The organism is Fodinibius sp. GM21 (genome assembly GCF_058386955.1).
On record NZ_JBYEIQ010000004.1, the window covers coordinates 538,536 to 557,783 of the forward strand.

A 19,248-nucleotide genomic window follows, 5' to 3' on the forward strand; every position below is an offset into this window, starting at 1 on the left:
GTGCTTTCTGATAAATTCCCGATTTTCAATAACATTACTTAAAATTTTACTGGTTGTTGATATGTCATTTTCTGTGCTTCCCAAGGTTGAGCTACATTTACATTTGGACTGTTCGTTAAGTTTTGATGTTGTGCAGCAGCTAAATCGCGAGATAAGTGAGGAAAAGTATCGCAAAAATTTTATTGCACCACCGAAATGTCGAGATTTAGCGGATTATATCAGTCGATCCGAAAGTGCTGTAGCGTTGATGCAAAGTCGGGAAGCATTGCATATGGTTACCGAAGATTTGTTTAAACAGTTACAGGCAGATAATGTAATCTATGCAGAAATTCGTTTTGCTCCTCTGTTGCACACGCGGAAAGGGTTGACGGCGAAGGAGGTGGTCGGGGCTGTGAATGAAGCAGTCGAAGAACAAGTAAAGACTACGGGAATTGAGGCCGGTATTATTTTATGCACGCTGCGTCATTATTCCGAAAATCAGAGTATGCAAACAGTGAAGCTTGTGGAAGAGTTTGACGGCAGTAGGGTGGTGGGATTTGATATTGCCGCTGACGAAGCTGGTTTTCCTATCGATAATCATATTCCGGCCTTTGAATATGCGAATGAAAAGGGATTGAACTGCACCGCTCATGCGGGAGAAGCCTGTGGAGCCGAAAGCGTTTGGGAGACGATCGAGCATTTTAAGCCTTCTCGCATCGGTCATGGGGTAAGAAGTGCAGAAGATGATGAGTTGCTTGATTATTTAATAGAACACAAAATCCATTTGGAGGTTTGTCCCACAAGCAATGTGCAAACCAATGTGTTTGATACTATTTCAGATCATTCTATTAATGCTCTTTTCGAAAAAGGTATTTCACTGAGCGTAAATACAGATACGCGTACGATTTCTAATGTAACCTTAGATGATGAATATCAAACGCTCTCCGATTATTTTGAGTGGAATCTTGATCATTTTTTGCGATGCAATTTAGAGGCTGTTGATCATGCTTTTACAAATGAAAAAACTAAAGAAAAGCTCCGCGGAACAATCCGCGAAGCTTTTACAAACAATAACTAATATTGTTAAAAACCCTTAGGTTTTACAGGGATCTAGAGTCTAAATAGGGAATACGATAGGTTTAATCCTAAAGACCTAGTGTGTTTCTAATCTTTTTTCTTTACCACTTTTCCGTCTACAATTACAGAACTAATGTGGGTCGTATATTCGAGTGGATCGCCGTCAAATAGGACGAGGTCAGCGTCTTTACCTACCGCCAGCGAACCAACACGGTTCGATATACCCAGCATTTCAGCGGGTGCTTTGGTTAAGGCATGTAACGCTTTTTCTCTATCCAAACCGTAACTTGTGGCAATGGCCGCTTCAAAAAGGATGATTCTTGTTTTCGGCACATAACTTTCAAACCCACTTTGAAAAGCAAAGGGGATACCGGCTTCGGCTAATTTACTTGCCGTAGTAAAGCTGGCATTTTGGGTATCACCATAGGTGCGCACCATGGTAGGATGGATAATAACAGGCACTCCGGCTTTTTTGATTTCATCTAATAGCAAGTATGCTTCAGCTGCGCCATCTAAAATCATTTCAAATCCGAATTCTTCCTGCAGTCGCAGGGCAGACATAATATCATTGGAGCGATGGGCAGTTATCAAAGCTGTTAGTTCTCCGTTAAGTACATCGGCCAAGGCTTCCATCCGTAAATCTTTTGCGGGGCGTTTATCAGGATCATCAGCCTTACGTTTTTTGAGATACTCCTGGGCATCTATAAACTTTTGCCGCAACATCGCAATACCTTTGGCACTTGTGCCGGGACTGTCAAAATTACGACCAACGGTGGAGCCAAGCGTAAAGGCAATGGTTGTTGCGGAATCCAAAAGCGCATCTTCCACCGTATTGTAGGGCGTCTTGGCAATCATTGTTTGTCCGCTGGCCAGGGCCCCGGGACCATGTCCGGTATGTGTTGTGGTTACTCCTTTATCGAGGACAAATTTAACCAGTTCCTCTCGGGCATTGTAGGCATCGATAGCTCTGAGCTCGGGTTGGATGGGGTCAGAGGTTTCCAACTGATCCTGGTCATCGTCGCGATTATAGATTCCGGCCAGACCTACCACGCTGTGAGCATCCACCAATCCCGGTGTAACAACCGACGCCCGATGAGTTTGATAATCAGATGGGATGTTAATTTCGGAGGCTGAGCCCACTGCTTCAATCTTGTCGTTAGCGATAAGGACCACACCATTCACAATTTTATCACCTTCCATGGTATAAAGCGTATCAGCCTGCACAGCCATTTGTGCCTGGGTGATAGTGCTTAATCCCATTAATAGTGCAAGAACAAAAAATATTATTCGTTTTTTCATAGCGCTAATTATTTAAAGCTTAAATTCTTGTAGATGCTGAATTAAATGCAACATGGCATTTCGGTTTGGAATTATTCATCACCGTGATGATTGTGAGCAGAACCTCTGAAAACATCATAACCGCCGGTCGAATACTTGCGATCTCTGGGATTCGAATAATCGAATCGCTTAATACCTTCTACCCAGGTTTGTTCAACTTTGGTATAGACGCTCAGCGGATCCCCGGATAAAACGACAAAGTCGGCATCCTTACCGGCTTCAAGGGTTCCTACCCGATCTTGCAGATCCATCATTTTAGCATTCTCGATGGTCAGGGCTTTAAGGGCTGCCTCACGACTCATCCCCGCACGTACGCCAAATGCCCCGGAGCGCAAAAACAACCGCGTATCGGTAATAGATGCATCCGTATGGTAACCTACCGTTACGCCGGCTTCTTCTAAAACAGCGCCGTTTTTGTATTTGATTTCTGATGCTTCGGGTTTTCCTCCGGGTGCATCCAGTACAATGATGGATGTCGGAACATCAGCTTCTGCAATTTCATCGGCAATTTTCCAAGCTTCACTTACATGGTGTAATACCACACGAAATCCAAACTCCTCGGCCAGTCGAATGGCTGTAAGGATATCGTAATGTCGATGCGTATGATAATGGACGATACGCTCTCCGTTCAGTACTTCAACCAGCGCATCCATGCCTACATCACGCTTGGGCATCTTTTCGGGATCACCGTCAGCGTTTTCAACTTTTTCTTTGTAATCCTGGGCTTTGATAAAAAGTTCACGAACCATTGAAGCCGATTTTGCCCGCGTACCCGGGAACGGGGGACTACCTATGGAGTTGGTGCCATTTGCCATTTTAAGGCCGCCGGCTATTTCGTTCTGCGGATCATCAACAAAAAGCATCTCTTCAATTTTATCCGCATTGCGAAGTTTTAGGTAAGCCGTTTGTCCACTCATCAAATGACCTGATCCGGGCATCACATTAACCGTTGTTACGCCTCCGGCCAGTGCTTTTTTAAACGTTTCGCTGTGCGGATCAATGCTGTCAATAATTCGGGCATCGGGATGGAGTGCAGCAGAGCGGTCACCGCCGTCTCCATCACCAATATGCGAGTGAGAATCTACGAGTCCGGGCATAATAACTTTCCCGGATACATCGAACGTTCTTGCATTAGATGGAATCTCAATTTCGCCCTCTGATCCTACAGCAACGATTTTATCCCCCTTTGTAACGAGCACACCGTTATTTATGGGTTCTCCGCTTATGGGAATGATTTTGGCTCCTGTAAAAACCTTGGCTTGCTGGGCTGCCGACATGATAGGTAAGAATAAGATCAGCAGTAGACTAAGCCCGATAAATTGTTTCATAAGTTTTCCCTGAATTTTATTAATGATATTTTGCAGTCGTTTAAAACTTGATTATGCTAAGAAGCTGATTTGTTGGCAAATTATCAATACGCTCCTTTTCAAGCTTTTACAAATGTCCTTTTTATTGCCCCCGATACCAAAAAATGAAGAAGGTAATCCCAGAAAGGTTGGACTTGAGCTCGAGTTCGCCGGTATTGAACCTATGCAGGCCGCGAAAATTATTTCCTCTGTCTTTGGCGGAAAAATATCAGAAGAGCACAGGTATCATATAAATATCACCGACACGGCTTTAGGGGACTTTAGAGTGGAGCTGGATGCGCGCATCCTTCGGAAAATGGCTGAAGAAAATATTTTTGATAAGCTGGGGATTAATTTCGAAGAAGATTCTATTCGCAAATCGATAGAAGATGTGGTAGATAAAATGGCGCGTTCGGTAGTACCGCTGGAAATTGTAATGCCGCCGGTTACAATTGAGAAATTAGATCAACTGGAACAATTGCGCGAGGTCCTACAGCAAAATAAAGCCAAGGGCACTCATGCTTCCATGGTACATGCTTTTGGGATGCACATAAATATTGAATCCCCTGATTTGAAGACGGCTACGTTGTTAAATTACTTACGGGCCTTTGTCATAGTGTATCCTTGGCTGCTGGAAGTACTTGATATCGACATGACGCGGCGCATTTCTCCGTTTGTGGATCCTTTCCCGGATAAATATGTGAATAAAATTCTGAATCCTGAATATACACCCGATGCTGATCAATTAATTGAGGATTATATCGAGTTTAATCCCACCCGGAATCGTCCGCTGGATATGATGCCAATTTTTGGAATGTTAAATAATGAGCTTATTACCCCGGTGATGGAAGGATCAAAGAACGATCCGCGTCCCACTTTTCATTATCGCTTGCCCAATAGCAGGATTGATGATCCGGACTGGCGTTTTGCAGATGAATGGAACCACTGGCTGGTGGTTGAGAAACTTGTTAGTCAAAATGAAATGCTTGAGAAGTTAAGTCGGTTATACCTTCTGCGACGAGAGGAAACGGTAATGTCTCTTCGTAAAGAATGGGCCAAAACTCTGGAAATTTTACTGGACCTGCATGACCAAACGTAGACCAAATATTGGTGTTACGGGACCCGATAGGGGAGGCCGTGCCGCTTGGTGGTTTACTTGGTTTGCCGTGTCTTTGCACGGGGGACGTGCTATTCGTATTCATCCGAAAAAAGGATTACCTGATGACGATATTCACGGTCTCATAATTGGAGGGGGCGCCGATATTAACCCAGAGAGATATGGGGCAGAAGATATTGGTGATCTTTTTTCGAAGGATGAAAAAGTATCGAGTGTGCGCAAGTTTTTTACCTACCTGTTGACCGTGATATTTTTCCCTTTTATTTACTTGCTGCGGAAGATTTTTTCGGCCTCCTCAGAGGATATAGATAACAATCGGGACGAACTCGAGTTTAACCTGATTAAAAAGGCAGTAGATAACAACATCCCAATATTGGGTATATGCAGGGGCGCCCAGCTATTGAATATTCATTTTGGAGGAACGCTACATCAGGATATTGCAAGTTATTATACTGAAGTGCCCAGGGTGCACAGCGTGTGGCCCAAAAAGAGAGTGGAGGTGGGTAAAAAGAGTAGATTGTACGATATCTTGAGTTTTAACAAGGTTTGGGTGAATGCACTGCATCATCAGGCAATAGATGAGCTTGGAGAACAGTTAGCAGTTGTTGCACGCGAAGAAAATGGCATTGTGCAAGCCATTGAGCATACCGACCGGAATTTTATTTTAGGCGTACAATGGCATCCGGAATATATGCCGCAGATACCGGCACAGCGTCGGATTTTTAAGCAGCTGGTAACAGAAGCCGAGAAAAAGATGAGAAAATAAAAGAGCAGGGGCTTATGTGATAAACCCCTGCTCTAAATAAAATAGTGGCTTTAAGTTTTTAGGTATCCACTTTGTAATCTACGAAGTGGCGTTCTTCGATTACAGAGTTAATAAAATTTACGGCTTTTTTGTGATTTTCATCCCGCGTATACATGGTGTAGTCCAGCTCGGTCTCAAAATCAGAGATAAGCACTACATCATACGGGGAACCTGCTTCGTCATCATCATCTGAGATATTGATGCCGACTTCCACATTTTTAATTTCATCAATATTTACTTTTAGTCCCTCCAAGATAAGTTTCATCTTTTCAGCATTCTTTTCCTTGGTGGCACCTTCCGCTTCCTCTTTCAATTTCCACATTACTACGTGACGAATCATATGTTTACTCCTATGGTGTGCTTTTATTATAAATTTGATTTAAATGGTCTAAGGTTTGCCAAATTAACCGTTAGCGGGCTCTGTTGGCATAAGAAAGATCTGTTTGATCTATGGGAACATCAGCAAGTTGCTGTAAATCATCGTGGTATAACTTGGCGGCCCAAAGGTGATTTTTAGCTTCGGGCTCCCCATTGCTTTTATACCATTTGTATGTTGCAATATATCCCCTTGCAACACCAACCGAATCAGTGTCGTTGAGGGTGTTTTGGGGTCCCGATGGCAACGGAACTGAAAGTGAACTGCCGGCATAAATCAGGTCGGGATCATCAAGAGAACCATTGTTGCCATAAATCCAGGGCCATAACCGAGGATTCCCATAGCGGTCCTCAGCCAGACTCCACAATGTTTGTCCTTCCTCAATTTCAACAGCTTGATTGTTGGGTGTAGTATTACTTGTTGATTGTGTTGTTGTAGACTGCGTTGCTGACTGGGACTGATTTTGTGTTGCTTGTTGAGCGTTTTCGGCCTGTTCTTCTGCCGGTTGCGGTTCATTGTTATTATTCTGCTGCATAGTAGCATCGGCCGAGACTGTCTGTTCTTCGGATGAAGAAATAAGGGTAGTATCAGTATCATTTGTAGGTAAGGTGCTGTAATACCAGGCTCCTCCTGCAATAAGAAGTAGAATAATTGCAGCGGCCGCTACAGACGAAAAGGAAGAATTTCGGTCAGATGGTCGGCTTGTTGCCACAGCAGGGCGGGGAGTCCCCTCATTTTCTTGATCAGATTGATCTTGTTGTTCATATTTTAAATTCTCAGCAGCTTCTTCAAGCTTTTCAACCTCTTCTGCCAAAACCTCTTCAGCCGATTTCCCGGTTGAATTCTCTTCGTCGTTTTGCTCGCTTGATACTGCTTCATCCGATTTCTCTTCAGTTTCGAGCGACTCGTTTTTTTCTGATTCAAGCTGTTCTTCTTCTGTACCGGTTAAGTCTTCTGAGGGTTCATCGTCTTCTTCTTTTTCTTCTGAGCCAATAAACTCTTCAAGGAGATCGTCTTCCGTATCCGACTGAGCCGCATTGAATTCTACAATATCTCCGTTGTCGTCATTATTTTCATCATCTGAAAGTTCAGAAGTTGTATCCTGTGAAAGTTTCTCATCCTCATTTTGCTGTTCCACCATATCATAAGGAGACCCTTGTTCTGCTCTTGCTTGATCCTCGCCATCAGGATTATCCTTATCTTCTTTGTGTGATGTAGGTGGAGCTGTGGGAATAAAATCGTCTTGGTTGAGTTCCTGTTCTTCCGACCGTTTCGGAATATCAGGATCTGCCTTCTTTTTCTGTTTTAATTGCTCATTTTCTTTGTTGCTGCTTTTATTCCCCGCAGCACCTGATTCTTCAGTTTGGGATTCTATTTCTTGTTCTTGCTGACTTGGAGAAGAATGATCCTCATCAGAAGCTTCAGTTTCCTCTTCTTCTATCAGCTGCGGCTCCAAATGTGCATAGGGAGCATTTACAAGCTCTCTGAGATCTTTATAGGGTTTAAAGACCACTTTGTTATGAGCCGGAATCGTTATTTTCTCTTCAGTTTGTGGGTTGTATCCCTCGCGTTCCTCCACGCGTTGAAGTTCAAATTTTCCAAAGCCGGCAATATTTACCTTGCCGTCTTCTTCGAGTCCGCCATTGATGACGTCCACAAAATCCTTGAGAAAATCATGAGTAAACTGCTTGGAGTGTTCCGTTTCCTCAGCAATTGACTCAATAAGTTCTCCAAATGTAACTTTTTCACTCATCGCCTGTATCTGCCTGTTTGAAGTCTTCTTTTAGTCCCTTGCTGGGATTAAAGTCAATAACCCGTTTCGGGGGTAACTCCATATACTGCTCATAGTGGGGATTATAAGATTTTCTTTTTTTACGAGTGGTAGTACTAAACGTCCCCAACTTCGGTATTGTAATAGAATTACCGGTAGCAATATTTTCGCTTAATCTCTGAGTAATAACATCTAATAATTCACGTGCTTCAACTTGCGTCATATCCCAATGTTCGGCAAGCATCGCTACTACATCGCTCGTATTCATACGAAGATTAAACTCAGATTATACTTATAAGTTTGTCAACAGAGATACCGTTAATTAAGAAAAAAAACTTTAAAAACTAAGTATATATTTCTACCAATAGCTTAGAATATGTATAAATTATTATTTCTTGTGCATTTACTTGAAGAATAGGGGCATCGTCCGGTATTTTAAGAAACGTTTTTTGAAGCATTTTACTTTAGTGTAATCAACTGTATAGCGGAAATAAATCCAAAAATATTTATGAGTAAACCACTTAATGTTACTGAGAAACTAATCAAAAGCCATCTCGTTGATGGTGAAATGGTTCCGGGCCAGGAAATTGGTCTTAAAATTGATCAAACCCTCACGCAAGATGCCACCGGTACTATGGTGATGCTTGAGCTTGAGGCCATGGAACTGGATGAGGCACAAACCGAAATATCGTGTCAATATGTCGATCACAACTTGATTCAAACGGACTTTAAAAATCCTGATGACCACGTATTCCTTAAATCCGCTGCCGAACGATTTGGTATGTGGTACAGTCGTCCGGGGAATGGGGTAAGTCACCCTATTGAAACCGAACGTTTTGCTATTCCCGGAAAAACATTGGCAGGTTCCGACAGTCATACGCCTGCCTCAGGATGTATGGGGATGCTTGCAATCGGTTCGGGTGGTTTGGATGTCGCTTTTGCCATTGCCGGTGAACCGCTTTATATCAAAATGCCTAAAGTATTAGGCGTTGAAGTAAAAGGTGACTTGCCCGACTGGGTAAGTGCCAAAGATGTAGTGCTCGAGATGCTGCGTCGCTATGATGTGGATGGTGCAACCGGATATGTGATTGAATATTTTGGCGAAGGATTGAAAAACCTCTCTACGATGGATCGCCACGTGATTGCAAACATGGGTACTGAGATGGGGGCAACCAGTACCGTATTTCCTGCTGATGGCGAAGTGCGTCGTTTCATGGAATCGCAGGAGCGCGGTCACGAATTTGTTGAGCTGAAAGCCGATGAAGGCGCTGAATATGATAAATATGAAGAACTTGTGCTGGATGATGTAGAGCCGCTTATTGCTCTGCCCAGCAGTCCGGGGAATGTCGTGCCCGTTCGCGAAGTAGAGGGGCAAGACATCTATCAATCGTATGTTGGATCTTCTGCGAACCCGGGATATCGTGATTTCTGGATGGCATCCGAGATTGTAAAAGATAAAACGGTAAATGATAATGTTTCCTGGGATATTAATCCGACATCACGACAGATCATCGAGAATATGGTCAAGAATAATGTCATGTTTAATTTGGTGCAGTCCGGTGCGCGTATTCACCAGGCCGGATGTAACGGATGTATCGGGATGGGACAAGCACCCGCATCAGGACAGAACAGTCTACGTACCGTTCCGCGAAACTTCCCTGATCGATCGGGAACGCCCGAAGATTCGGTATTTTTGGTCAGTCCCGAAACGGCAGCTGCTTCTGCACTGACAGGTAAGATTACTGATCCGCGAGATCTTGAGGATCTTTACAACATGAAATATCCCAAGTATGAGCATCCGGAGAAGCTGGTTGTAAATACTGAGATGCTTACTCCCCCCAAGCCCAAGGAGGAGCGCGGTGAAATCAAGAAGGGGCCAAATATTTCTACGATGCCCGACTTTGATGAGCTGAAAGATTTTGATGTTCCTGTTCTCTTGAAAATGGGTGATGATATTTCAACAGATGAAATTCTGCGTGCCGGAGCCGAGGTGCTTCCTTATCGCAGTAACATTCCTGAAATTAGCAAGTTTACACTGGATGTTGTGGATAAGAATTTCCATGACCGTGCCATGGAAGCCAAGGAAGAACACGACGGACATGTCGTCATTGCAGGCGAAAACTATGCACAGGGTTCTAGCCGTGAGCACGCAGCAATTGCGCCGCGCTACCTAGGTATGCGTGCTGTTATTGCCAAAAGCTACGCTCGTATTGGCTGGCAAAATCTGATTAATTTCGGAATTCCACCGTTAGAGTTTGAGCATGACGCGGATTACGAAGATATTGATCAGGGAGATATTCTTGAAGTGAACGACATTCGGGAAGCTATTAAAAATGGCAACGAAGTAGTCGTTCATAACAAGACGAAAGGCAATAAATATACGGTAAAACACACCTTCAGTGAGCGACAGAAAGAAGCGGTCTTGCATGGTGGTGTTATCAATCGCTTTAAGGCCGAGAAGAAAGCGGGATAATAAATCCGTTTAGACTTAATATTTTAAGGGCTCCGAGTTTTCGGAGTCCTTTTTTATTTCTAATTCCTTTATGATTGGATTCATAAAATTTATCAACGGCTCATCACAAATAATTTGCTATTTTTTCATGGGTTCTGTTTAATTCATAAAATTCAAATTATATCTCAAAAATCAAGAAATGAAGTACCTTTGGTTGTCGTCTGTTTTTTTACTATTCGTAAGTTGTGCTACGCTAAATTCTGGTCCTGCCGGTCCTGATTCTACTCCAATGAAGGACGCTAACGTCATACTTATTGAAACTTCCGATCCGGTAGAAAAATCATTTGACAGACTTGACGATATCCTGAAAGAAGAGGGGTTTAGTATTAAGTCTTATAATAAAAATGAGTTCGTACTTAAAACCAATTTTAAAAAGTACAACGAGAAAAAGGTATGGTTAACCTCATCAGTTATTGAAACAGATAGCAGTTCTGTTATTGAACTTTCGGGTATGGTGGAAGTACCGAAGTTTCAGCATCGCAAGGAGTACGGTGGCTCAAAGCCGGACGTTAAAAACAGGATTAAAAAGAAAGATGGTGGGTATAATCCGGCGTGGAAAGTAATGATGGGTATTGCACTCAAATATCCCGATGGTAAAATTTGGTTTGCACGCAAAGCCAGTTAGATTTGGTTTTTATTGTCTGCTAAAAAAAAGGCCCCGAATTCGGGGCCTTTCTTATTGAATAAATAATCAAGATTAGTTTTTATCCTACTGTTTGCTTTTCAAAACTTTTACTTCAATAGAAGTAGGATATTTAGAGTTGTGATAAACCCGCTGGATGGCATCCTGGAAATCCTTTTCATCTGCTTTAAAAATATTAGGCACATATTTCTGTGGATTTAGATCCACCAGTGGAAACCAGGTGCTCTGAATTTGGATCTGTATCTTATGCCCTTTCTTAAATGTATGATAAACATCCTGCAGCGGAAGATCGATATTCGTGACTTTATTGGGTTTAAATGGTTTTGGGTTTTTGTAGCTTTCACGGAATCGCCCGCGCATGACTTCGCTACGCACCATTTGGTGATAGTTGTCAAGCTCTACATCTTCAGGGGTGTGCTCACTTTCCTCAGTACTGGGAGGATATACGTCTACCAATTTAACTACCCAGTCTGAGGCAGTTCCCGAGGTTGAGACAAATAAATTCGCAAGCAGGTCTCCGGCCAATGTTACGTCTTCTTCGAGTATGGACGTCTCAAAGGTAATAACATCCGGTCGACGGGCTGCAAAACGCTGGTCGTCAGTCATATAATCCTGGGGAATAAATACCAGCTCGCTTTCTTCTTTATAAGGTACCGGGTTGTCTATATCGCTTTTGTACTCGGTATATTTCTTTTTGGTTTTACCCGGTTTGGTATCATTTAAACGACCACCGCTGTGGATGTACCATGATTTTTGCTCGATGTTTTTTGGGGGCCAGTGGTCAAAGGCACTCCATGATTTTTTCCCGGTATCAAACATGTATGCTTCAGGGAGGTCTTTAATATCAACATCTTTCAAGTGTTTCATGAAGAAGGGATATTCAATTTCTTTTTGGTAGAAGGCAGAGATTCCTTCTCCAAAGTAGATTTCTCCTACCGATTGGTGAGAGCTGCTGCTTGCCCACTGACCGTGACTCCAGGGCCCCATGACAATAGTATTCTGGGTATCCGGATTTTTTTCTTCTATAGATCGATATGTATTGAGCGGCCCGTACAGGTCCTCGGCATCAAACCAGCCACCGACTGTCATCACAGGGTGATCGATTTCATTTAAGTGGGGCAGAATATTTCTGCTTTGCCAAAACTCATCGTAATTGGGATGATTCTTAAGTTCCTGCCAGAAGAAATTATCTTTGTCGTAATATTGGTCGGCCTTGGTCAAAGGAGTAATATTTTTGTAAAAAAGATAGCCATCCTGCGTGCCGGTGTCTGCAAAGTCATACCACGATGTATCGGTGGGTCCTTCATGCTGGATTCCGAAGAGGGGAGTTACATACCAGTAGCTCAAAAAATAAGCCCCGTGGTGGTGAAAATCGTCAAAAAAGAAATCTGAGATGGGAGCTTGCGGGGAAGAAGCGGCCATAGCTGGATGTGCATCAGGTAGTCCAGCCGTAGTATAAAATCCGGGATAGGAGATTCCCCATTGACCTACTTTTCCATTATTATTGGGAATATTGTTGATGAGCCATTCCACTGTATCATAGGTGTCAGAGCTTTCATCTATCTGATCAGGATCTTCACGATTCGGCGTCATTGTCGTGTAATCGCCCTCCGACATCCAGCGCCCGCGCACATCCTGGCACACAAAGATAAATCCGGCCTTTTGCAAGTGTGGATTATGCATAATACGTTCCGGCACTTTTCCTTCTTCATACGGACGACAGCTGTAAGGCGTTCGTTTCATCAGTATGGGATATTCTTGTGTGGTGTCTTTGGGGGCATACACCACAGCATGTAATTTGACACCATCACGCATCTCGATATCGTACTGTGATTTTTCGTAATCCTTGCTTGAAAAATTGTTCTGCTGTGCAAGCGAAGGAACCGTTAAGAAAACCATTAAAAAGATGATTCCTGACAGCCTGAAAATTCTTGTACTGTTTAACATTGTAATACTGTTGATTTGAGATTTATTAATCTTAAAATAGGAGCTTGAAGTAATTATAAAACCGAGAATTGAAATTAATTGTAAATATTTTCCGTCGGAAGATCAGATCAATATTTTTGTAAGAAAGGCGGAAAGTGTGTATCTTTATACACATCAAAAATGCAACGAATTAGAACGACTTTTGTTTTCGAAATCTTTTTGGGATCAGTTAGGCATCAGCTTATCAGGATTATGTGCGATACACTGTTTATTTTTTCCGGTAGCCATTGCTTTGTTACCACTTTGGCCGATGGCTGAGTCGATTCATTTTTGGACCCACCCGCTTCTGTTTTTGCTCATTGTTCCTACCGTAGTTTTTGCATTGCGTCATAGTAATCTGCCGCAGCGAATTCCGATATTGTTGTACGCCGGATTAGTCGTAGTGGCATTGGCGTGGATTTTTCATGAATGGTTAGGGTTATGGGGAGAATCTCTGGTAACAATGGCAGGAAGTGCATTGCTGGTTACTGGGCACTGGTACAACTACAAATTTCATCAAACGAAACATAAAGCAGGTTGCGAAGTATGAAACGACTGAATTTTACACTCGATGACGATACTGTAAAACTGTTAGAGGAACTTTCCGGTAAGTATTACGGCGGGAATAAATCTCAAACTGTTCGTGCCGCCCTGGAAAGTCTTGCTGTACATGCCGGTCATGAAGGCTGGGTTATTGCTGGATATACGCCCAAAGAGCTTGATGGAGAGGAGAGTTGTCACAGCTGCGGGGAGTCTCATGACAAGGGCGATGTACTTTATCGGCCTGTTTTTGAGAAGGGGAGTAGTCCGAAAGCGTTGCCCAAGATGCCTTCAGAAAACTGGCTTGATTGTCCGGACTGTGCTGAAAAACAGATCTACAACTAACCGTTAAGAAAACGTCTTTATATTAATCTCACTGATGTTTTCCAGCAGCTCTGCCCTAACCTTATCTTTGTTTTGTTGTGATATCCAATAAACAATTTCCAATGCGCATCCCCAGGAAAGCGTAACGCCGGCGCCGCCATGTCCATAGTTATGGTATACTGTTTTTCCTGATGCACTATCTTTTTCAAGTCGTAAGCCGTTTTTTCGGTTGCGGATGTATCGATAACCAACCGAAGGAGTAATATCATTGGATACCTCAAGTGAATGATCGTAGGTATGGTTAAGGATCTCGTTATTGAGGTCTATGATCTGCTTTGGAAACGGTATCTGATTGATCGCATAAGCTGATGTTTCTCCCAAACTTTCCCAGATATTATCCCTGTTTAGTTGTCCAACCTGACGACTGCCGCCGAGTATCCATCCGTCTTTCCGGGGATAGCAATACACATCGCAGGCATTCCCTTCAGCGTCTGAATACACATTAGGTTTAGGCGTGTAATTATAGGATATAATTTCACCATGCTTGGTTGTAATCAGTGGTGCTTCAGCTTTATGAAGCAGGTGTCCGCGCATGATGAGCTGATTTTCACTGGGATCATCAAACAACATAGGTCCGCCGGTACCGCTGCAGTTGATGACCACCTTTGATAAGAGGTCGGAAATATCTTCTCGTTCCAGTTTTTGTTGAGTCATGGTTCCCCCGCTCTGTTGATAAAGTTCAATAAGCGCAGGAAAATAGAGTGACCAGTCTGCAAAGATGCAGTCAAACAGCCAGCCATAAAGCGGTTTATCATTGGATCGGCGCGGAATTTCAGTTTCGGCAAGTTCATCAAGAACAGTGAAATTCGGCATCCAGCTGCAGTATTCCGGCTGATCGGCTTCAAACTCAAAAACCTCAAAATGTTTGTGTGTAGTTACTCCGGGGAATGCGTGTTTACGGAGCTCGTAGAAAAAAGCTTGCGACTGTTTAAACAGCTCTTCCAGTTGGGGAGAATAGACGGAGTGTGGGATTACCGAAGCCGAAGGGAAGAGGCTGGCGAATTCGGGATAATTATTTTTGTTGGTAATTTCAGAAGGTTTTTTGTCCGTCACTATTTCTGTATCAAAGCCCACGAGTTGCAGTGCAAGTGCTGTTGTAATTCCGGAAACGCCGGCTCCTATCACAGTAATCTTATCAGTCATGTTCAAATCTAACGCTTAATTCCCAATACTAAATTTATGATTCCAAATTTCATTGCCAGGGCAGGGTATCCAGATCCATATTTCCGCCGCTGATGATGATACCTGCTTTTTTGTTTTTGATATCAACTTTGCCGTTGAAAACCGCAGCAACCGGAACAGCGCACGATGGTTCGATGATAATTTTCATCCGTTCCCAAATAAATCGCATAGCATCAATAATCTCTTCTTCCGTGACAGTTACAATATCATCTACATGCTCTTGGATACAGCTGAAGGTTAACTTGCTGAGGGAGGTACGTAAGCCATCAGCAACGGTATCCGTGCTTTGAACAGGATGGAGTTCTCCGGTTTTGAATGATAGATACGCATCGTTGGCCACTTCTGGCTCGGTACCTATCACCTTGGTTTTGGGCGAAAATCCCGAAGCGGCAATAGCCGTCCCGCTGATCAGGCCGCCGCCTCCAACGGGCGCCAGTATAATATCGAGTTCCGGTTTGTCCTCGAGCAATTCAAGGGCCGCGCTACCCTGTCCCATAATGATATGAGGATTGTCATAGGGATGAATAAAAGTAGCTCCGGTTTCTTCTACGACCTTCTCCAACGTTTCTTCCCGAGCCTCTTGCGTCGACTCACAAAAGGTGATATGAGCCCCATAGTCCCGAACAGCATGGACTTTAACTTTTGGTGCATTTTCCGGCATCACGATATGGGCGGGGATACCGCGCTGCTTGGCGGCCAGCGCAACCGCCTGGGCATGATTGCCGGATGAGTGGGTGGCAACGCCCTTTTGCGCTTTTTTGTCCGGTAATTTTTCCACGGCATGAGTTGCACCGCGGAATTTAAAAGCACCTACCTTTTGGAAGTTTTCACATTTAAAAAAAAGCTGTCCGCCGGCGCGTTCATTCACTTTTTGGCTTTTCATAACCGGGCTTCGATGGACGTTCTTGCGAATTTTAAGATATGCTTTTTGTACCTGTTCAAAAGTTGGAACGGATACCGGTGTACTATCTGACATAACAGCATTTTAATTGAGAAATTGAAATAGCGTACTCTGAGAGTAAAAATTTTATGCCAGTAATTAAAAACTGATTTCAAAACGATTTAGGTTGGAGAGTAAATGAATGGGTCAGAAATTTTCTTAAAAAAAAGCTCACATATAAAAAGTACTTATAGTTTTTACCTATTAATAAATTAGGTGGATTGACCTATATATATCGTGCTTTAAAAAAGTTATTCTTGGTCTGGAAATTATTGGCTTCCTGAAAAGTGAATCAAAAGCTTGTAGGATATAAATTGTGTAGTATACTATACACGCAAGTTTGTTAAAAAAGGATTGGGCGAAACATTTGCGTATGCTTCATAATATATATCAGGCATGGCTGTCCTACGCATAATTATTAAGATCAGTAATAAATAGCTTTGTAGCAGTTGTGAATATTCTTATTGCATTACATTATAAGATTGTAAGAGATGGCATTACGAAGATTCTGTCTGAAGACCCCGATATTAATGTGATTGGTTCAGCAAAAAACAAGGAGGAGCTATGCCCCTATGAATCTGAAGTAGATAAGATAGATGTAGTTGTGCTGGATCTTGATATTCCGGATCTGGATTCATTGAGTACCATAAGAAGTCTGCTGGAAGATCATCCCGATACGTACATTTTGGCTATGAGTGATGATGAAGATCCACATCAGATAAAAAATGTGATGCAGGCCGGGGCTTCGGGTTATATCTTTAAAAAGCGCGGTGCCGGTGAGCTTATCAAAGCGATTAAGGAGGTTGAGGCGGGCAATCAATATCTGTGTAACGATACCATAGCGTTACTGGTTAAAGGAGAGAAGGTTCGTTCTACCAGTGAGCGGGTGGCCGATCTTACCGAGCGCGAGTTTCAGGTATTGCAGTTAATATGCCGAGAGCATATCAACCGGGAAATTGCTGAAGATCTGGGTATTAGTGTACGTACAGTAGATGCTCATCGCCGTAATCTGATGCAAAAAACCGGATCTAAAAATACGGTAGGCCTGGTAAAGTTTGCCATAAAAAATGATTTGTTTGATCTGAAATAAAAGTAGGTAATTTATTGCTTTGCTTTCGGCTATAAACGCTTTATATATGTTAATACCTTTGTTGATATGATGTTTAGCTGATTTAGAAGCTTTTCTTTCTTTAATGGTAACCGCTATATGAACAGGGCAAACATTATGATCCCATTCATATGCGGATATTATTCATCGGTGATCAATCCCTGCAGAATGATGCAATTAAATCCATTCTCAGTTCAGAGATGGATAGAGAAATTCGGCATTTGACCCATGCGCAAGCTCAAGATGAGATGGCCATAACAAAGGAAGGGCTAGTATTGCTTATCGATCTTGTATCATTCCCTGAACAACCCGTTGAGTATGTGCAATATGTAAAGGAACAAAACCTCTCTAAATATCTCATTGCATTTTATCCGCCCGAATATGATGAATTGAACGATGCATTGGTTGAGGCCGGAGCCGATTTCTGTTTTTCCATTGATTCCGAACCGGAAGAGCTGGTTCAAACGATCTTGCAGCTGGACCACAATTAGCTATACTATTTGTGGTTTACAGCGGCTAATGAGAAATGACTAAGTCTTTCTTGTAATTATCTCACTCCAGTAGGTGAAAATACCCATATTTAAAAATAGGTTTTTTACGTCAACAATTTCTGTTTAGAACCCCTTACTTTCTAACCGAAATAAATATGAGGATTGAGTTAATGTACTTTTTAGATACTCTGGGCAAAAGTATTTTTTAAAAGTATAAATAACATTATTTACATGCACGATATTGACAAAATTTCAACGGGCTTAGAAGGATTAGATGAAATTTTAAAGGGTGGATTAATTCCACGAAAGGCCTATTTGGTACAAGGGGGACCAGGTTCGGGTAAATCCACGCTGGGATTTCATTTTTTGAGACAAGCCATCGATAATGGTGAGCGAGCGCTCTGTGTAACGATGGTTGAGTCGAAGGAGAGTATTCTTCAAAATGCGTCTCAATTCGGGCTGGACCTTTCCAAGGTTGCTGCTCTTGATTTGAGTCCCAAAGACGACGTCACCGGCAATTCGGAGCAGTACAATGTATTTTCTTCGGCCGACGTAGAGCAGGGTCCCATCATGGAATCAGTCGTAGAAGCTGTAGAAGAACATTCGCCCAGCCGTGTGTTGTTCGATTCGTTTACCATGCTGCGGTTGCTGAATCAGGATCCCTATCAGATGAGGAAATTGACCCTTTCGCTGGTAAATTACATTACCAAACATGATGCCACCCTGATGATGACGTCCGAATCACTTTCGCAGAACTCTGAAGATGATGCCGCCTATTGGGTGGATGGTATCATAGAGCTGGAAAATGATGGTGATTGGAGAAACCTGCGTGTTCCCAAGTTCAGGGGTTCCGATTCGCTAAGTGGAAAACACGCTTTTAAAATAACCGGTAAAGGTATTACCGTTTTCCCACGGCTCCGACCGAATAACTATAGCCGAAAGTTTACAAAAGGAACATTATCCTCGGGTATTGAAGGGGTTGATAATTTGTTGAACGGCGGCATTGAAAAAGGAACGACGAGTTTGATCGTTGGACCTACCGGTGCAGGCAAAACCAACTTGGGGCTTCAATTTGCCAAAGAGGCTGCTTTACGCAACGAGCGGTCGGCTATTTATACCTTTGAAGAGTCTAAAGAGCTGATTGTTCGGCGGTCAGAAAATATCAATACTCCCATAAATGATATGATAGATGCCGGTTATTTGAATATTGTTCCGGTAGAACCACTTTCGTATTCCCCTGATGAGTTTGCAAAGATTGTCCGCCGTGACGTCGAAAAAAACGATACGCAAATTGTTATGATTGATGCGATCGGCGGATACCGGATGGCCGTTCGCGGAGAAGATGTGCTTGAACACCTGCACTCACTTACGGTGTATCTGCAGAATATGGGTGTTACCACGCTTTTGCTAAATGAATCAAAAAATGTGACGGGTCAATTTACCACCACCAATATGAATGCCAGCTATCTGGCAGACAATATCATCTTTCTGCGCTACTTGGAAGTTAACGGTCATATTCAGAAAGCAATTGGCGTATTGAAGAAACGCCTAAGTGGTTTTGAGAAGTCGATACGAGAATTTGAAATCAACTCCGAAGGCGTACAAGTAGGCAAGAAGCTGGAAAATATGCGGGGCATTTTATCGGGTGTTCCTGAAATAGCAGGTTAGATCTTC

At 42.9% G+C, this 19,248-nt stretch carries 18 protein-coding genes; 10 read left to right on the forward strand and 8 right to left on the reverse strand.

Annotated elements, in window-relative coordinates:
* Nucleotides 1-61: 61 nt before the first annotated feature.
* On the forward strand, nucleotides 62-1,057 hold the full coding sequence (gene add, locus ACT3IB_RS12670; protein ID WP_491539383.1) for an adenosine deaminase: 996 nt from the start codon (nucleotides 62-64) through the stop codon (nucleotides 1,055-1,057).
* 86 nt (nucleotides 1,058-1,143) lie between these two features.
* On the opposite strand, the gene ACT3IB_RS12675 is transcribed toward add, so the two are convergent.
* Entirely contained in the window at nucleotides 1,144-2,355 is a 1,212-nt protein-coding gene (locus tag ACT3IB_RS12675) for an amidohydrolase family protein (protein ID WP_491539384.1), read from the reverse strand.
* Between the two features lie 71 nt (nucleotides 2,356-2,426).
* Nucleotides 2,427-3,722, reverse strand: a complete 1,296-nt coding sequence (locus ACT3IB_RS12680; RefSeq protein ID WP_491539385.1) for an amidohydrolase family protein — start codon at nucleotides 3,720-3,722, stop codon at nucleotides 2,427-2,429.
* Between the two features lie 112 nt (nucleotides 3,723-3,834).
* On the opposite strand from ACT3IB_RS12680, the gene ACT3IB_RS12685 reads away from it, so the two are divergent.
* Both ACT3IB_RS12685 and ACT3IB_RS12690 read left to right on the forward strand, forming a co-directional pair.
* Nucleotides 3,835-4,839 carry an amidoligase family protein gene (locus tag ACT3IB_RS12685; protein WP_491539386.1) on the forward strand — a complete coding sequence of 335 codons (1,005 nt, stop codon included), beginning with the start codon at nucleotides 3,835-3,837 and terminating at the stop codon, nucleotides 4,837-4,839.
* Nucleotides 4,826-5,623, forward strand: coding sequence for a gamma-glutamyl-gamma-aminobutyrate hydrolase family protein (locus tag ACT3IB_RS12690; RefSeq protein WP_491539387.1), 798 nt, complete (start codon nucleotides 4,826-4,828; stop codon nucleotides 5,621-5,623). Before ACT3IB_RS12685 ends, ACT3IB_RS12690 begins: the two co-directional genes overlap by 14 nt.
* A gap of 58 nt (nucleotides 5,624-5,681) precedes the next feature.
* On the opposite strand, the gene ACT3IB_RS12695 is transcribed toward ACT3IB_RS12690, so the two are convergent.
* From ACT3IB_RS12695 to ACT3IB_RS12705, 3 genes are all read right to left on the reverse strand, one after another.
* On the reverse strand, nucleotides 5,682-6,002 hold the full coding sequence (locus ACT3IB_RS12695) for a Dabb family protein (protein WP_491539388.1): 321 nt from the start codon (nucleotides 6,000-6,002) through the stop codon (nucleotides 5,682-5,684).
* Between the two features lie 70 nt (nucleotides 6,003-6,072).
* Nucleotides 6,073-7,791: an HU family DNA-binding protein gene (locus ACT3IB_RS12700; protein WP_491539389.1), complete on the reverse strand. Its 1,719-nt coding sequence runs from the start codon at nucleotides 7,789-7,791 to the stop codon at nucleotides 6,073-6,075.
* On the reverse strand, nucleotides 7,784-8,077 hold the full coding sequence (locus ACT3IB_RS12705; protein WP_491539390.1) for an HU family DNA-binding protein: 294 nt from the start codon (nucleotides 8,075-8,077) through the stop codon (nucleotides 7,784-7,786). The genes ACT3IB_RS12700 and ACT3IB_RS12705 overlap by 8 nt, the downstream gene beginning before the upstream one ends.
* Nucleotides 8,078-8,317: 240 nt before the next feature.
* Between ACT3IB_RS12705 and ACT3IB_RS12710 the strand changes: the two genes are divergently transcribed.
* Together ACT3IB_RS12710 and ACT3IB_RS12715 are read left to right on the forward strand one after the other, a co-directional pair.
* Nucleotides 8,318-10,282, forward strand: a complete 1,965-nt coding sequence (locus ACT3IB_RS12710) for an aconitate hydratase (RefSeq protein WP_491539391.1) — start codon at nucleotides 8,318-8,320, stop codon at nucleotides 10,280-10,282.
* A 178-nt stretch (nucleotides 10,283-10,460) separates the two neighbouring features.
* Entirely contained in the window at nucleotides 10,461-10,946 is a 486-nt protein-coding gene (locus tag ACT3IB_RS12715; RefSeq protein WP_491539392.1) for a hypothetical protein, read from the forward strand.
* An 84-nt stretch (nucleotides 10,947-11,030) separates the two neighbouring features.
* Here ACT3IB_RS12715 and ACT3IB_RS12720 read toward each other — a convergent pair whose 3' ends face one another.
* On the reverse strand, nucleotides 11,031-12,863 hold the full coding sequence (locus ACT3IB_RS12720; protein ID WP_491539393.1) for a CocE/NonD family hydrolase: 1,833 nt from the start codon (nucleotides 12,861-12,863) through the stop codon (nucleotides 11,031-11,033).
* Nucleotides 12,864-13,092: 229 nt separating this feature from the next.
* On the opposite strand from ACT3IB_RS12720, the gene ACT3IB_RS12725 reads away from it, so the two are divergent.
* Nucleotides 13,093-13,479: a MerC domain-containing protein gene (locus ACT3IB_RS12725; protein ID WP_491539394.1), complete on the forward strand. Its 387-nt coding sequence runs from the start codon at nucleotides 13,093-13,095 to the stop codon at nucleotides 13,477-13,479.
* A complete protein-coding gene (locus tag ACT3IB_RS12730) occupies nucleotides 13,476-13,814 on the forward strand; it encodes a ribbon-helix-helix domain-containing protein (protein WP_491539395.1) in 339 nt (112 codons plus the stop codon). Before ACT3IB_RS12725 ends, ACT3IB_RS12730 begins: the two co-directional genes overlap by 4 nt.
* A 3-nt stretch (nucleotides 13,815-13,817) precedes the next feature.
* On the opposite strand, the gene ACT3IB_RS12735 is transcribed toward ACT3IB_RS12730, so the two are convergent.
* Nucleotides 13,818-14,996: an FAD-dependent oxidoreductase gene (locus ACT3IB_RS12735; protein WP_491539396.1), complete on the reverse strand. Its 1,179-nt coding sequence runs from the start codon at nucleotides 14,994-14,996 to the stop codon at nucleotides 13,818-13,820.
* Nucleotides 14,997-15,045: 49 nt separating this feature from the next.
* Nucleotides 15,046-16,011: a threonine ammonia-lyase gene (locus ACT3IB_RS12740; RefSeq protein WP_491539397.1), complete on the reverse strand. Its 966-nt coding sequence runs from the start codon at nucleotides 16,009-16,011 to the stop codon at nucleotides 15,046-15,048.
* A 415-nt stretch (nucleotides 16,012-16,426) separates the two neighbouring features.
* Between ACT3IB_RS12740 and ACT3IB_RS12745 the strand changes: the two genes are divergently transcribed.
* The 3 genes from ACT3IB_RS12745 (at nucleotide 16,427) to ACT3IB_RS12755 (ending at nucleotide 19,242) form a co-directional block, all read left to right on the forward strand.
* Complete coding sequence (locus tag ACT3IB_RS12745; protein ID WP_491539398.1) at nucleotides 16,427-17,065, forward strand: response regulator; 639 nt, start codon at nucleotides 16,427-16,429, stop codon at nucleotides 17,063-17,065.
* A gap of 149 nt (nucleotides 17,066-17,214) precedes the next feature.
* Nucleotides 17,215-17,574 (forward strand): hypothetical protein, encoded by a 360-nt coding sequence (locus ACT3IB_RS12750; protein ID WP_491539399.1) that lies wholly within the window; start codon nucleotides 17,215-17,217, stop codon nucleotides 17,572-17,574.
* Nucleotides 17,575-17,805: 231 nt separating this feature from the next.
* Nucleotides 17,806-19,242, forward strand: coding sequence for an ATPase domain-containing protein (locus ACT3IB_RS12755; protein ID WP_491539400.1), 1,437 nt, complete (start codon nucleotides 17,806-17,808; stop codon nucleotides 19,240-19,242).
* Nucleotides 19,243-19,248: the final 6 nt, after the last annotated feature.